This window comes from Citrobacter sp. C5_2, assembly GCF_014596845.2.
GTDB lineage: Bacteria > Pseudomonadota > Gammaproteobacteria > Enterobacterales > Enterobacteriaceae > Citrobacter > Citrobacter werkmanii.
In genome coordinates this window covers 4949197-4963267 of sequence record NZ_CP115032.1, presented here as the reverse complement: position 1 = coordinate 4963267, position 14071 = coordinate 4949197, and the positions used below count along the sequence as shown (strand labels likewise).

The 14071-nt window shown below is 53.2% G+C and carries 14 protein-coding genes; 11 read left to right on the top strand and 3 right to left on the bottom strand.

Annotated features, from left to right (window positions below):
- Nucleotides 1-80: 80 nt before the first annotated feature.
- Nucleotides 81-980 (top strand): carboxylate/amino acid/amine transporter, encoded by a 900-nt coding sequence (locus ICA20_RS24055; protein WP_071888045.1) that lies wholly within the window; start codon nt 81-83, stop codon nt 978-980.
- On the opposite strand, the gene metR is transcribed toward ICA20_RS24055, so the two are convergent.
- The gene (gene metR, locus ICA20_RS24050) at nt 868-1821 is read right to left on the bottom strand and encodes an HTH-type transcriptional regulator MetR (RefSeq protein WP_038634477.1); all 954 of its coding nucleotides are present in this window, start codon (nt 1819-1821) and stop codon (nt 868-870) included. The two genes, ICA20_RS24055 and metR, sit on opposite strands and share 113 nt — an antisense overlap.
- A 235-nt stretch (nt 1822-2056) precedes the next feature.
- Here metR and metE point away from each other — a divergent pair, with 235 nt between their 5' ends.
- Nucleotides 2057-4318, top strand: a complete 2262-nt coding sequence (gene metE, locus ICA20_RS24045) for a 5-methyltetrahydropteroyltriglutamate--homocysteine S-methyltransferase (RefSeq protein ID WP_038634475.1) — start codon at nt 2057-2059, stop codon at nt 4316-4318.
- Nucleotides 4319-4372: 54 nt separating this feature from the next.
- Here metE and ICA20_RS24040 read toward each other — a convergent pair whose 3' ends face one another.
- Nucleotides 4373-5179, bottom strand: coding sequence for a dienelactone hydrolase family protein (locus ICA20_RS24040; RefSeq protein WP_038634473.1), 807 nt, complete (start codon nt 5177-5179; stop codon nt 4373-4375).
- 265 nt (nt 5180-5444) lie between these two features.
- On the opposite strand from ICA20_RS24040, the gene udp reads away from it, so the two are divergent.
- The 9 genes from udp (at nt 5445) to tatD (ending at nt 13386) form a co-directional block, all read left to right on the top strand.
- Entirely contained in the window at nt 5445-6206 is a 762-nt protein-coding gene (gene udp / locus ICA20_RS24035; protein ID WP_038634471.1) for a uridine phosphorylase, read from the top strand.
- A gap of 140 nt (nt 6207-6346) precedes the next feature.
- A complete protein-coding gene (gene rmuC, locus ICA20_RS24030; protein ID WP_087856731.1) occupies nt 6347-7777 on the top strand; it encodes a DNA recombination protein RmuC in 1431 nt (476 codons plus the stop codon).
- A 94-nt stretch (nt 7778-7871) separates the two neighbouring features.
- Complete coding sequence (gene ubiE / locus ICA20_RS24025) at nt 7872-8627, top strand: bifunctional demethylmenaquinone methyltransferase/2-methoxy-6-polyprenyl-1,4-benzoquinol methylase UbiE (RefSeq protein ID WP_003017897.1); 756 nt, start codon at nt 7872-7874, stop codon at nt 8625-8627.
- 13 nt (nt 8628-8640) lie between these two features.
- The gene (gene ubiJ, locus ICA20_RS24020; protein ID WP_038634468.1) at nt 8641-9246 is read left to right on the top strand and encodes a ubiquinone biosynthesis protein UbiJ; all 606 of its coding nucleotides are present in this window, start codon (nt 8641-8643) and stop codon (nt 9244-9246) included.
- Entirely contained in the window at nt 9243-10883 is a 1641-nt protein-coding gene (ubiB, locus tag ICA20_RS24015; RefSeq protein WP_038634465.1) for a ubiquinone biosynthesis regulatory protein kinase UbiB, read from the top strand. Before ubiJ ends, ubiB begins: the two co-directional genes overlap by 4 nt.
- Nucleotides 10884-10961: 78 nt before the next feature.
- On the top strand, nt 10962-11216 hold the full coding sequence (gene tatA, locus ICA20_RS24010; RefSeq protein ID WP_003017888.1) for a Sec-independent protein translocase subunit TatA: 255 nt from the start codon (nt 10962-10964) through the stop codon (nt 11214-11216).
- A 3-nt stretch (nt 11217-11219) separates the two neighbouring features.
- Nucleotides 11220-11768: a Sec-independent protein translocase protein TatB gene (gene tatB, locus ICA20_RS24005; protein WP_038634462.1), complete on the top strand. Its 549-nt coding sequence runs from the start codon at nt 11220-11222 to the stop codon at nt 11766-11768.
- A 2-nt stretch (nt 11769-11770) separates the two neighbouring features.
- Nucleotides 11771-12562, top strand: a complete 792-nt coding sequence (gene tatC, locus ICA20_RS24000) for a Sec-independent protein translocase subunit TatC (protein WP_038634459.1) — start codon at nt 11771-11773, stop codon at nt 12560-12562.
- Nucleotides 12563-12603: 41 nt separating this feature from the next.
- Entirely contained in the window at nt 12604-13386 is a 783-nt protein-coding gene (tatD, locus tag ICA20_RS23995; protein ID WP_038634456.1) for a 3'-5' ssDNA/RNA exonuclease TatD, read from the top strand.
- A gap of 6 nt (nt 13387-13392) precedes the next feature.
- Here tatD and rfaH read toward each other — a convergent pair whose 3' ends face one another.
- Nucleotides 13393-13881, bottom strand: a complete 489-nt coding sequence (gene rfaH, locus ICA20_RS23990; RefSeq protein WP_038634455.1) for a transcription/translation regulatory transformer protein RfaH — start codon at nt 13879-13881, stop codon at nt 13393-13395.
- Nucleotides 13882-14071 lie beyond the last annotated feature (190 nt).

Sequence of the window (14071 nt, the reverse complement as noted above, 5' to 3'; positions counted from 1 at the left end):
TGTTATCGTTCGTTAGTTGACCAGTTGTCAACTAAAAACTTCGCTACAATGGGTGTACCTTTTGTTAAGAGACATCCATTGTGGCGTTACTCATCATTACCACAATTCTGTGGGCCTTTTCCTTTAGCCTGTTTGGCGAGTACCTTGCCGGTCATGTCGATAGCTATTTTGCGGTGCTGGTGCGTGTTGGGCTGGCGGCGCTGGTGTTCCTGCCATTTTTACGCACCCGTGGGCACAGCGTAAAAACGATCGCGCTGTATATGCTGGTAGGGGCCATGCAGCTTGGCATTATGTATATGCTGAGTTTTCACGCCTATCTGTACCTGACGGTTTCAGAACTGCTGCTCTTTACCGTACTGACGCCGCTCTACATTACGCTGATTTATGATCTCATGAGCGGACGTCGTCTGCGCTGGAGTTACGCCTTCAGTGCGTTGCTGGCGGTGATCGGTGCGGGGATCATTCGTTACGACCAGGTGACCAGCCACTTCTGGACCGGCCTGCTGCTGGTACAGTTGTCCAATATCAGCTTTGCCATTGGCATGGTGGGCTACAAGCGTCTGATGGAAACGCGGCCAATGCCGCAGCACAACGCCTTCGCCTGGTTTTACATGGGGGCATTTATGGTGGCGATAGTGGCCTGGTCCATGCTGGGTAACGCGCAGAAAATGCCTGCAACTACGCTACAGTGGGGCATCCTGGTGTTTCTTGGCGTGGCGGCGTCCGGCATCGGTTACTTTATGTGGAACTATGGCGCGACACAGGTGGATGCGGGTACGCTGGGCATCATGAACAATATGCATGTGCCAGCCGGGCTGCTGGTTAACCTGGCTATCTGGCATCAACAGCCTCATTGGCCGAGCTTCATCATTGGTGCGGCTGTGATAGTGGCCTCACTGTGGGTACATCGAAAGTGGGTCGTTCCGCACTCCGCACAAACGGCAGGTGATCGCAGGCGTGATTCCGCGCTGAGCGAATAAACGCTTCCGTGACCGGCTGCCGTTGCTCGCCATCGCGCACGGCGGCGTACAGTCGGCTCCACAATCCATCACCCAGGGTTTTGGTTACCACCAGACCCTGGCGCTCAAAACTCTCCACCACCCAGTGTGGTAAAGCCGCGATACCCATTTTGGCTGCAACCATCTGAATCAGCAGCAGGGTGTTATCCACGCTCTTCAGCGACGGGCTAACGCCCGCAGGCTGCAGGAAATGCCGCCAGACATCCAGCCGACTCCGTTGTACCGGATAAATAAGCAGCGTCTCGCTGGCTAAATCCTCCGGGGTGATTTGCGTTTTGCTGGCCAGCGGATGGTCCGGCGCCAGGACCAGGCGTACTTCAAAATCAAACATCGGCGAGTAGTGCAATCCGCTGCGCGGCAGAATGTCGGAGGTCAACACCAGATCCAATTCATCCTGCTGTAGCGCAGGTTGCGGATCGAACGTCACGCCGGATTTAAAGTCCATTTCCACCTGCGGCCAGTTGGCACGAAAATTCTCCAGCGCGGGCGTCAGCCATTGGATACAGCTGTGGCATTCAATCGCGATGCGTAGCCGGGTTTGCTGCGGTTCGTTGCAGGCCTGCAGCGCGCGACCGATTTGCGGCAACACCTGGTTTGCCAGCTGCAGCAAAATTTCGCCCTGCGGCGTAAAGCGCAGAGGCTGACTTTTACGGATAAAAAGACGAAAGCCGAGGCGTTGCTCCAGATCGCTGAACTGGTGAGAAAGGGCGGATTGGGTCTGATGCAACGTCGCCGCTGCGGCTGCCAGCGAACCACTATTCCGCAACGCCTGGAGCGTTTTCAGGTGTTTAATCTCGATCATGAAAGTCCTTCACTTCGGCATGAACAAATTGCGCTTGAGGAATATACAGTAACCGCCAATTATGGATGTGTAAACATCTGGATGGCTAAAATCCTTCGTCTTTTAAATTTATGGTGCGTTGGCTTCGTTTCCCCACCCCAGTCACTTACTTCAGTAAGCTCCTGGGGATGAGCAAACTTGCCGCCTTCCCTAAATTCAAAATCCATAGGATTTACATATAATTAGAGGAAGAAAAATGACAATATTGAATCACACCCTCGGTTTCCCTCGCGTTGGCCTGCGTCGCGAGCTGAAAAAAGCGCAAGAAAGCTACTGGGCGGGAAATTCTTCCCATGAGGAATTGCTGGCCGTTGGCCGCGAGCTGCGCGCCCGCCACTGGGATCAGCAGAAGCAGGCGGGCATTGACCTGCTGCCGGTGGGCGATTTTGCCTGGTACGATCACGTGCTAACCACCAGCCTGCTGCTCGGTAACGTTCCAGCGCGTCATCAAAATAAAGACGGCTCGGTTGATATCGATACCTTATTCCGCATTGGTCGTGGTCGCGCCCCGACGGGTGAGCCAGCGGCGGCGGCAGAAATGACCAAATGGTTTAATACCAACTATCACTACATGGTGCCGGAGTTCACCAAAGGTCAGCAGTTCAAACTGACCTGGACCCAACTGCTGGATGAAGTGGACGAAGCGCTGGCGCTCGGCCACAAGGTGAAGCCTGTACTGCTTGGGCCGGTAACTTACCTGTGGCTGGGGAAAGTGAAGGGCGAACAGTTTGACCGCCTGACCCTGCTCAACGACATTCTGCCGGTTTACCAGCAGGTGCTGGCCGAGCTGGCGAAACGCGGTATTGAGTGGGTACAGATTGATGAACCCGCGCTGGTACTGGAGCTGCCGCAGGTTTGGCTGAACGCCTTCAAACCCGCGTATGACGCGCTGGCAGGGCAGGTAAAATTACTGCTGACCACTTATTTTGAAGGCGTAACGCCGAACCTGGATACCATTACCGCGCTGCCGGTGCAGGGTCTGCACGTTGATTTCGTTCATGGCAAAGATGACGTTGCCGAGTTGCACCAACGCCTGCCTGCCGACTGGCTGCTGTCAGCCGGTTTGGTAAACGGTCGTAACGTCTGGCGCGCCGATCTCAGCGAAAAATATGCGCAAATTAAAGACATCGTCGGGAAACGTGCTCTGTGGGTGGCTTCTTCCTGCTCTCTGCTGCACAGCCCAATCGATCTCAGTGTGGAAACCCGACTTGATGCCGAAGTGAAGAGCTGGTTTGCCTTCGCGCTGCAAAAGTGCGGCGAGCTGGCGCTGCTGCGCGATGCCCTGAACAGCGGCGATACGGCGGCAATTGTGGAATGGAGCGCACCGATCCAGGCGCGTCGTCACTCTACCCGCGTACACAACGCCGCAGTGGAAAAACGTCTGGCGGCGATCACCGCGCAGGACAGCCAGCGCGCCAACGCTTACCCGGTTCGCGCCGAGGCGCAGCGTGCCCGCTTTAATCTGCCGGCATGGCCGACCACTACGATCGGTTCATTCCCGCAAACCACCGAAATTCGCGGTCTGCGGCTGGATTTCAAAAAGGGCAACCTGGATGCTGGTCACTACCGCACCGGTATCGCCGAACATATCAAACAGGCGATCGTCGAGCAGGAACGTCTGGGCCTCGATGTGCTGGTGCACGGTGAAGCCGAGCGTAATGACATGGTGGAATATTTTGGCGAGCATCTGGATGGTTTTGTCTTTACCCAGAACGGTTGGGTGCAGAGCTATGGTTCTCGCTGCGTGAAGCCGCCGGTGGTAATTGGCGACGTCAGCCGCCCGGAAGCGATCACCGTGGAGTGGGCGAAGTACGCGCAGTCGCTGACCGACAAGCCGGTAAAAGGTATGTTGACCGGTCCGGTGACCATTCTTTGCTGGTCATTCCCGCGTGAAGACGTGACGCGTGAAACCATCGCCAAGCAGATTGCGCTGGCGCTGCGTGATGAAGTGGCGGATCTGGAAGCGGCGGGTATCGGTATTATTCAGATCGACGAACCGGCGCTGCGCGAAGGTCTACCGCTGCGGCGCAGCGACTGGGCCGCGTATCTGGCGTGGGGGGTAGAAGCCTTCCGCATTAACGCGGCGGTGGCGAAGGATGAAACTCAGATCCACACCCACATGTGTTACTGCGAGTTCAACGACATCATGGATTCCATTGCGGCGCTGGACGCGGATGTGATCACCATTGAGACCTCACGCTCCGACATGGAGTTGCTGGAATCGTTTGAAGAGTTCGACTATCCGAATGAAATTGGGCCGGGTGTCTACGATATTCACTCGCCGAACGTCCCGAGCGTGGAGTGGATTGAGGCCCTGCTGAAGAAGGCGGAGCAGCGTATTCCAGCGGAGCGGCTGTGGGTGAACCCGGACTGCGGCCTGAAAACCCGAGGCTGGCCGGAAACCCGTGCCGCACTGGCGAATATGGTGAAGGCCGCGCAGAACTTGCGTCAGGCTTAAAAACAAAACGGAGGCTAACGCCTCCGTTTTGATGATCGGTTTACCTGGCGATACTTATTTCTTCTCGCCGTATTGCGCGAACCACTCCAGCATTCTCTGCCAGCCATCTTTGGCGGACTCTTCGTGGTAGCTCGGGCGGTAATCGGCATTAAATGCATGCCCGGCATCGGGATAAACCACAATTTCCGCTTTTGCATTAGCGGCGCGTAGCGCCTGACGCATAGTTTCGACGGTAACCTGAGGAATACTGGTGTCCTGACCACCATAAAGCCCCAGAACAGGAGCGTTAAGATCGGTGGCGATATCAACCGGATGTTTCGGCGAGTTGAGGGTCTTATCGCCTACCAGTTTGCCATACCACGCTACCGCTGCTTTTAACTGCGGATTGTGCGCTGCATACAGCCAGGTGATGCGTCCACCCCAGCAAAAACCTGTGATCATTAATCGATGCGCGTCACCGCCGTTGCGGGAGGCCCAACTGGCGACGTGGTCCAGATCGGCCAGTACCTGAGCGTCAGGCACTTTGGCGACAAGGCCGCTGAGCAGCGTGGGGATATCGGCAAAGTCATTGGGATCGCCTTCGCGGAAATAGAGCTCTGGCGCGATAGCCAGATACCCTTCCAGGGCCAGACGGCGGCAAACGTCACGAATGTGTTCATGAATGCCAAAAATCTCCTGCACGACAATGACCACGGGTAGGGGGCCATCGGTCTGTTTTGGTCGTGCGTGATACGCTGGCATATCATCGCCTTGTGAAGGTATGGACGTTACACCGGCGATAATTGCGTTATCCGGTGTGTGAACCGTAGTAGACGTCGGTGGAGATACAGCAGGTGCAAAGCCAGATTGTCGTGTGGTCATGGTATTCTCCGTACCCTTAAATATTCAGCCAAAAAGCGCATTATTAAATATAGACATATGCAACGAACCACATTGCCTTAAACGGTCTATCTTTTGTGCAAGGCGTCCTTACATCACGTCATTTATGTGATGCAGATCACTATTTCATGGTAATCGAATGCAATTGATTTACATCATGGTGATGTCTGTCACGAAAATTTGTTTATGCCTTCGGTAAAGTGTGTTTTTGCTTCTTCTGACAAAACCGATTCACAGAGGAGTTTTTATGTCTAAGTCTGATGTTTTTCATCTCGGCCTCACTAAGAACGATTTACAAGGGGCCCAGCTCGCTATCGTCCCTGGCGACCCGGAGCGTGTGGAAAAGATCGCCGCGCTGATGGATAAGCCGGTTAAGCTGGCATCCCATCGCGAGTTCACGACCTGGCGTGCTGAGCTGGATGGTAAAGCCGTGATCGTTTGCTCTACCGGTATCGGCGGCCCGTCCACCTCTATTGCCGTAGAAGAACTGGCGCAACTGGGCATTCGTACCTTCCTGCGTATCGGTACGACTGGCGCAATTCAGCCGCACATCAATGTTGGCGACGTGCTGGTCACCACTGCGTCTGTCCGTCTGGATGGTGCAAGCCTGCACTTCGCGCCAATGGAATTCCCGGCCGTTGCCGACTTCGAGTGCACCACTGCGCTGGTGGAAGCGGCGAAATCTATCGGTGCGACTACCCACGTGGGCGTCACCGCGTCATCTGACACCTTCTACCCGGGCCAGGAGCGTTATGACACCTTCTCTGGTCGCGTAGTGAGCCGTTTCAAAGGCTCGATGGAAGAGTGGCAGTCCATGGGGGTCATGAACTACGAAATGGAATCCGCAACGTTGCTGACCATGTGTGCCATCCAGGGCCTGCGTGCCGGTATGGTTGCTGGTGTTATCGTGAACCGTACTCAGCAAGAGATCCCCAATGCGGAAACGATGAAACAAACGGAAAGCCACGCGGTGAAAATCGTGGTGGAAGCTGCCCGCCGTTTACTGTAATTCTCACTTCTGTTCAAAAAGGCCGACGTGTTCGGCCTTTTTATTTTGCGTAGTGCCTCGCAGGAAATTCCTTTTAAACTGGACGTTTATACAGCACAATTCTATTTTGTGCGGGTAAGCCGTTGCTGTAAGGGGGCGTTGTGGATATTTCAATTATGATGAGTGCTGTGTTGGCGTTAGCCGCAGGGCTGCTGGTGGGGTGGCTGGCGACAAAAGCGCGGGCCGATCAGATCCGTGCCGACCTCATCGAAGAGCGACGTGAACTGGATATTGCGTTAAGCGCTGCCCGCCAACAACTCGCACAGGAAGCCCACTGGCGCGACGAGTGCGAGCTACTCAATAACGAATTACGCAGCCTGCACAGCATCAACACCTCTCTGGAAGCCGATCTCCGTGAAGTCACTACCCGGCTGGAAGCGACGCAGCAGCATGCGGAAGATAAAATCCGCCAGATGATCAACAGCGAACAGCGCCTGAGTGAACAGTTTGAAAACCTGGCGAACCGCATTTTTGAGCACAGCAACCGCCGCGTCGATGAGCAAAACCGCCAAAGCCTGAACAGCCTGCTGGCGCCGCTTCGTGAACAGCTGGACGGTTTTCGTCGTCAGGTTCAGGATAGCTTCGGCAAAGAGGCGCAGGAACGTCATACTCTGGCGCATGAAATTCGTAATCTTCAGCAACTGAACGCGCAGATGGCGCAGGAAGCGGTAAACCTGACGCGGGCGTTAAAAGGCGATAACAAAACGCAGGGCAACTGGGGGGAGGTGGTACTCACGCGGGTGCTTGAAGCCTCTGGTCTGCGTGAAGGTTATGAATACGAAACTCAGGTTAGCATTGAAAACGATGCCCGTTCGCGTATGCAGCCCGATGTCATTGTCCGGCTACCCCAGGGGAAAGATGTGGTGATCGACGCAAAAATGACGTTGGTTGCCTATGAGCGCTATTTTAACGCGGAGGATGAATATACCCGCGAGAGCGCGTTGCAGGAGCACATCGCCTCAGTGCGAAACCATATTCGTCTGCTGGGCCGAAAAGATTATCAACAGCTTCCCGGGCTGCGTTCGCTTGACTACGTGCTGATGTTTATTCCCGTCGAGCCTGCTTTTTTGCTGGCGCTGGACAGGCAACCTGAACTGATAACCGAGGCGCTTAAAAATAACATTATGCTGGTCAGCCCCACCACGTTGTTAGTGGCATTGCGCACGATCGCCAACCTGTGGCGCTACGAGCATCAGAGCCGTAATGCGCAACAAATTGCCGATCGGGCCAGTAAACTTTATGACAAGATGCGCTTGTTTGTGGATGATATGTCGGCGATTGGCCAAAGTCTGGATAAAGCCCAGGACAACTACCGACAAGCGATGAAAAAACTCTCTTCAGGCCGTGGAAACGTCCTGTCACAGGCAGAGGCGTTTCGCAGTTTAGGTGTGGAAATTAAGCGCGAGATAAATCCTGAGCTGGCTGAACAAGCCACTACGCAGGATGAAGAGTACCGCTTGCGCTCGGTCCCTGAGACGCAACAGGATGCGCCTTACCCTGATGACGAAGCGGTAAATCAGCAATCAAACTAGTCCGTTTGGGGTAGTTGAACGGGGTAGAAGGGTAGGGCAAATTGGCCCAATCTGTTACACTTCTTGAACATTTTTTGAATGAGCAGGCACTGAGATGGTGGATAATTCACAAGAAACGACGCACTTTGGCTTTCAGACCGTCGCTAAAGAGCAGAAAGCTGACATGGTGGCCCACGTTTTTCATTCTGTGGCCTCGAAATATGACGTTATGAATGACTTAATGTCATTTGGCATTCATCGTTTGTGGAAGCGCTTCACCATTGATTGCAGTGGCGTGCGTCGCGGTCAAACCGTTCTGGATTTGGCAGGCGGTACGGGCGACCTGACGGCGAAATTCTCTCGCATGGTGGGTGAAACCGGTAAAGTCGTACTGGCGGATATCAATGACTCAATGCTCAAAATGGGTCGCGAAAAGCTGCGTAATATCGGCGTAGTGGGTAACGTTGAGTACGTTCAGGCGAACGCGGAAGCACTGCCTTTCCCTGATAACACGTTTGACTGCATTACCATTTCTTTCGGTCTGCGCAACGTAACGGATAAAGACAAAGCTTTACGATCCATGTATCGCGTGTTGAAGCCGGGCGGACGTTTACTGGTGCTGGAGTTCTCCAAGCCGATTATCGAACCGCTGAGCAAGGCCTACGATGCTTATTCTTTCCATGTTCTGCCGCGCATCGGTTCCATGGTCGCAAGCGATGCGGACAGTTACCGCTATTTGGCGGAATCCATTCGTATGCATCCCGATCAGGACACGCTAAAAGCAATGATGCAAGATGCCGGGTTCGAAAGCGTTGATTACTACAACCTGACGGCTGGTGTCGTTGCGCTGCATCGTGGTTACAAGTTCTGACAGGAGATTGGGGATGCCTTTAAAACCCTTAGTGACCGCAGGCGTTGAAAATCTGCTCAATACCTTTCTGTATCGTTCTCCTGCGCTGAAATCAGCCCGAACGCGTTTACAGAGCAAGGTGCTGCGTGTTGATCTTAAAGGATTTTCAACACCCTTAGTCCTGGTGTTTAGTGAGCGCCAGGTCGATGTGCTGGGGGCATGGGAAGGCGAAGCCGATTGCACAGTAATCACACATGCCAGCGTGTTGCCGAAATTACGCGACCGCCAGCAACTTACCACGCTTATTCGCAGCGGTGAGCTGGAAGTTCAGGGTGATATCCAGGTGGTGCAGAACTTTGTGGCGCTGGCCGATCTGGCTGAGTTTGATCCCGCAGAACTGTTAGCGCCCTATACCGGCGATATCGTCGCGGAGGGGGTCAGCAAAGTCTTGCGTGGCGGCGCGAAGTTCTTGCGCCATAACATTCAGCGCCAGCAGCGCTATGTAGCCGAAGCGATCACCGAAGAGTGGCGTATGGCTCCCGGCTCGCTCGAGGTTGCATGGTTTGCAGAAGAAACGGCAGCCGTTGAACGTGCGGTCGAATCTCTGGCCAAACGGCTGGAAAAACTGGAGGCCAAATGACGCCAGGTGAAGTACGGCGCCTTTATTTCATCATTCGCACTTTTTTAAGCTACGGTCTTGATGAACTCATCCCTAAAATGCGTATCACGCTGCCGCTTCGGTTGTGGCGTTACTCGCTGTTCTGGATGCCCAACCAACATAAAGACAAACCGCTGGGAGAAAGGCTGAGACTGGCTTTACAGGAGCTCGGCCCGGTGTGGATCAAATTTGGGCAAATGCTCTCTACCCGTCGTGACCTTTTCCCACCGCACATCGCCGATCAGCTTGCGCTATTGCAGGATCGCGTTGCCCCATTCGATGGGCAGCGAGCGAAAGAACAAATCGAAGAAGCCATGGGCGGGCTGCCCGTCGAGGAGTGGTTTGATGATTTTGAGATCACGCCGCTGGCATCCGCGTCTATTGCTCAGGTCCATACCGCACGACTGAAGTCCAATGGTAAAGAGGTGGTGATCAAAGTTATCCGCCCGGACATACTGCCGGTCATTAAAGCGGATTTAAAACTGATTTACCGCCTTGCGCGCTGGGTTCCTCGTCTGCTGCCGGATGGCCGTCGTCTACGGCCAACAGAAGTGGTCCGCGAGTATGAAAAAACGTTGATTGATGAGCTGAACCTGTTGCGCGAATCGGCGAACGCAATTCAGCTGCGACGTAATTTTGAAGATAGCCCGATGCTGTACATCCCGGAAGTGTATTCCGACTATTGCAGTCAGAACATGATGGTGATGGAGCGCATATATGGTATCCCCGTATCGGATGTCGCAACGCTTGAGAAGAATGGCACCAACATGAAGTTGTTGGCTGAACGCGGCGTGCAGGTCTTCTTTACTCAGGTATTTCGCGACAGTTTTTTCCATGCGGACATGCATCCTGGGAATATTTTCGTGAGTTATGAGCACCCTGAAAACCCGAAATACATTGGTATTGATTGCGGGATTGTGGGTTCTTTAAATAAAGAAGATAAGCGCTACCTTGCTGAAAACTTTATTGCGTTCTTTAACCGAGACTACCGCAAAGTTGCCGAACTGCATGTAGATTCAGGTTGGGTTCCGCCTGATACCAACGTTGAAGAGTTTGAATTTGCAATCCGTACCGTGTGCGAGCCGATATTCGAAAAACCGCTGGCGGAGATTTCCTTTGGCCACGTGCTGTTGAATCTGTTTAACACCGCGCGTCGATTCAATATGGAAGTCCAGCCTCAGTTGGTTTTGCTCCAGAAGACGCTGCTGTACGTTGAAGGTGTCGGACGACAACTTTATCCGCAGTTAGATTTGTGGAAAACGGCCAAGCCGTTTCTCGAATCCTGGATTAAAGATCAGGTCGGTATTCCTGCGCTCGTCAGGGCATTTAAAGAAAAAGCTCCGTTCTGGGTCGAAAAAATGCCAGAAATACCTGAACTGGTGTATGACAGTTTGCGCCAGGGCAAATATTTACAGCACAGTGTTGATAAGATTGCCCGCGAGCTTCACACGAATCATGTGCGTCAGGGACAATCCCGTTATTTATTGGGCATTGGCGCAACATTGTTGCTAAGTGGAACATTCCTGCTGGTAAGCCGCCCTGAGTGGGGGCTTATGCCGGGCTGGTTAATGGCGGGAGGCGTCATAGCCTGGATAATCGGCTGGCGCAAAATGCGCTGAATTTTTCATCGCCCAAGGCAGGCCGTGTAACGTATACTACGGCCTTATTAATTCATCATCTATGACAGAGGAACATGTATGGGTGGTATCAGTATTTGGCAGTTGTTGATCATTGCCGTCATCGTTGTACTGCTATTTGGCACCAAGAAACTCGGCTCCATCGGTTCCGATCTTGGCGCGTCTATTAAAGGCTTCAAAAAAGCGATGGGTGATGATGAACCTAAGCAAGATAAAACCAGCCAGGACGCTGATTTTACTGCTAAATCCATTACCGATAAGCAGGGCGAAGTGAAAAAGGAAGACGCCAAAAGCCAAGATAAAGAGCAGGTATAATCCGTGTTTGATATCGGTTTTAGCGAACTGTTATTGGTATTCGTGATCGGCCTCATTGTCCTGGGGCCGCAACGACTACCCGTGGCGGTAAAAACGGTTGCTGGCTGGGTTCGCGCTTTGCGTTCCCTTGCAACTACTGTTCAGAACGAACTGACCCAGGAGCTTAAGCTTCAGGAATTCCAGGACAGCCTGAAGAAAGTAGAGAAAGCGAGCCTGACAAATCTGACCCCGGAGCTGAAAGCATCAATGGATGAGCTGCGTGAAGCGGCGGAGTCGATGAAGCGTTCTTATAGCGTGCACGATCCTGAGAAAGCCAGCGATGAAGCGCACACTATCCATAATCCGGTGGTGAAAGACGGTGAAGCGCAGCGAGAAGGGGCCACCCCAGCTGCCGCTGAAAACCAGGCCAGTTCGCCGGAGCAAAAACCGGAATCCACGGGTGCTAAAACGCCAGAGCCGACGGAAAACACTTCCGCCACGTTGATGGATGCAGAAAAGAAAGCTGCCGCACCTGTTGTCGAATCCTCCCCCTCGTCGAGTGATAAACCGTAAACATGGCTGTAGAAGATACCCAACCGCTCATCACGCATCTTATTGAGCTGCGTAAGCGACTCCTGAACTGCATTATTGCTGTGTTCGTGATCTTTCTGGCATTGGTGTACTTTGCCAACGACATTTACCATATGGTTGCGGCGCCGTTGATCAAACAGATGCCGCAGGGCGCAACAATGATCGCCACCGATGTGGCCTCGCCGTTCTTTACCCCGATAAAGTTAACCTTCATGGTGTCGCTGATTCTGTCAGCGCCAGTGATCCTTTATCAGGTCTGGGCATTCATTGCGCCTGCTTTGTACAAACATGAACGTCGCCTGGTTGTGCCGTTGTTGGTCTCCAGTTCGTTATTGTTCTACATCGGTATGGCATTCGCCTATTTTGTCGTCTTCCCGTTGGCGTTTGGTTTCCTTGCCAATACGGCTCCGCAAGGCGTACAGGTATCGACAGACATTGCCAGCTATCTCAGTTTCGTAATGGCGCTGTTTATGGCTTTCGGTGTCTCTTTTGAGGTCCCTGTCGCCATTGTGCTGCTATGCTGGATGGGCATTACGACGCCTGAAGACTTACGCAAGAAACGCCCTTACGTTGTAGTGGGGGCATTTGTCGTCGGGATGCTATTGACCCCGCCTGATGTGTTCTCGCAAACGCTGTTGGCGATACCGATGTACTGCCTGTTCGAGGTGGGTGTGTTCTTCTCTCGATTCTATGTCGGTAAGCGACGTACGCGAGATGAGGATAACGAGGCTGAAGAAGCAAAAGAAGCTGAAGCCACCGAGAAAACTGAAGAATAAACGCAACCGCCCGTCAGGGCGGTTGTCATATGGGAGGAAGCATGTTTGATATTGGCGTTAATTTAACCAGTTCACAATTTGCGAAAGACCGGGATGAGGTCGTGGCGCGCGCCTTTGCTGCGGGCGTAAACGGAATGCTTCTGACCGGAACAAACCTGCACGAAAGCCAGCAGGCTTTAACGTTGGCGCAGCATTATCCGCATTGCTGGTCCACGGCTGGCGTGCACCCGCATGACAGCAGCCAATGGCAGTCCTCAACAGAAGCAGAAATTATTGCGCTGGCAAACCATTCGCAGGTGGTCGCTATTGGTGAGTGCGGCCTGGATTTCAATCGCAATTTCTCCACGCCGCAGGAGCAGGAGCGTGCTTTTGTGGCACAACTGCGCATTGCTGCTGAACTGCAGATGCCGGTTTTCATGCATTGTCGGGACGCCCATGAGCGTTTTCTGACGTTACTGGAGCCATGGCTGGACAGCCTGCCCGGTGCGGTGCTGCACTGCTTTACAGGCTCGCGCCAGGAGATGCAGGACTGTGTAGACCGCGGTCTTTACATTGGTATCACCGGGTGGGTGTGTGATGAGCGCCGGGGCATGGAACTGCGTGAGCTGCTGCCCTTTATCCCGGTTGAGAGATTGCTGATCGAAACCGATGCGCCCTACTTACTTCCCCGGGATTTAACGCCTAAACCAGCGTCACGGCGCAATGAACCTGCGCACCTACCCCATATTCTTGAGCGTATTGCCCACTGGCGCGGCGAGGATCCTCAATGGTTGTCAGCAACCATTGATGCGAACGTCAGAACGCTGTTTGAAGTGACTTTCTAAGGCGACTTAAATTTTTCGAAAGCCGGTGTTTTTCACGCTCTGCTTAACCTCTTTATTCAATAGGTTAAGCAGCAGCATGGAACGCGCTTCGCCATCGGGTTCGGTAAAGATCGCTTTCAACCCCTCAAACGCACCTTCGGTAATAATCACACTGTCCCCCGGATGAGGGGTTTCAGGGTCAACAATACCTTCAGGTTTATAGATAGAAAGTTGATGAATGACGGGAGAAGGAACGGTCGCCGGCGTCGCACCGAAACGGACGAAATGGCTGACACCACGCGTGGCATTGATGGTGGTGGTGTGGATCACTTCCGGGTCGAACTCGACAAACATATAATTAGGGAATAGGGGTTCACTGACTGTGGTCCGTTTACCGCGCACCATTTTTTCCAGGGTGATCATAGGCGTCAGGCAGTTCACCGCCTGTCTTTCCAGATGTTCCTGGGCTCGCTGAAGTTGCCCACGTTTGCAGTACAGTAAATACCAGGATTGCATAATAACTCTTATCCGCTTGTTCTGAGCGCCAGCATAGCAAAAGCCATGAGTTAAGTTAATTATACCCGCCGCAAAGCAGGCTGAAACCCAATGGGTATATACTCCCAGGCCTGATATGTATCGCCAGAGTTCACGCTAATTTAACAAAAATACAGCATCACAATGATGAACGCCGTATAATGAAGCGCTT

Bases quoted from the DNA above. Each gene is read 5' to 3' on its own strand.
- metE (WP_038634475.1), top strand. From the start codon at position 2,057: ATGACAATATTGAATCACACCCTCGGTTTCCCTCGCGTTGGCCTGCGT.
- ICA20_RS24040 (WP_038634473.1), bottom strand. From the start codon at position 5,179: ATGACCACACGACAATCTGGCTTTGCACCTGCTGTATCTCCACCGACG.
- ubiJ (WP_038634468.1), top strand. From the start codon at position 8,641: ATGCCTTTAAAACCCTTAGTGACCGCAGGCGTTGAAAATCTGCTCAAT.
- tatC (WP_038634459.1), top strand. From the start codon at position 11,771: ATGGCTGTAGAAGATACCCAACCGCTCATCACGCATCTTATTGAGCTG.
- metR (WP_038634477.1), bottom strand. From the start codon at position 1,821: ATGATCGAGATTAAACACCTGAAAACGCTCCAGGCGTTGCGGAATAGT.
- ubiB (WP_038634465.1), top strand. From the start codon at position 9,243: ATGACGCCAGGTGAAGTACGGCGCCTTTATTTCATCATTCGCACTTTT.
- rfaH (WP_038634455.1), bottom strand. From the start codon at position 13,881: ATGCAATCCTGGTATTTACTGTACTGCAAACGTGGGCAACTTCAGCGA.
- ubiE (WP_003017897.1), top strand. From the start codon at position 7,872: ATGGTGGATAATTCACAAGAAACGACGCACTTTGGCTTTCAGACCGTC.
- tatA (WP_003017888.1), top strand. From the start codon at position 10,962: ATGGGTGGTATCAGTATTTGGCAGTTGTTGATCATTGCCGTCATCGTT.
- udp (WP_038634471.1), top strand. From the start codon at position 5,445: ATGTCTAAGTCTGATGTTTTTCATCTCGGCCTCACTAAGAACGATTTA.
- tatD (WP_038634456.1), top strand. From the start codon at position 12,604: ATGTTTGATATTGGCGTTAATTTAACCAGTTCACAATTTGCGAAAGAC.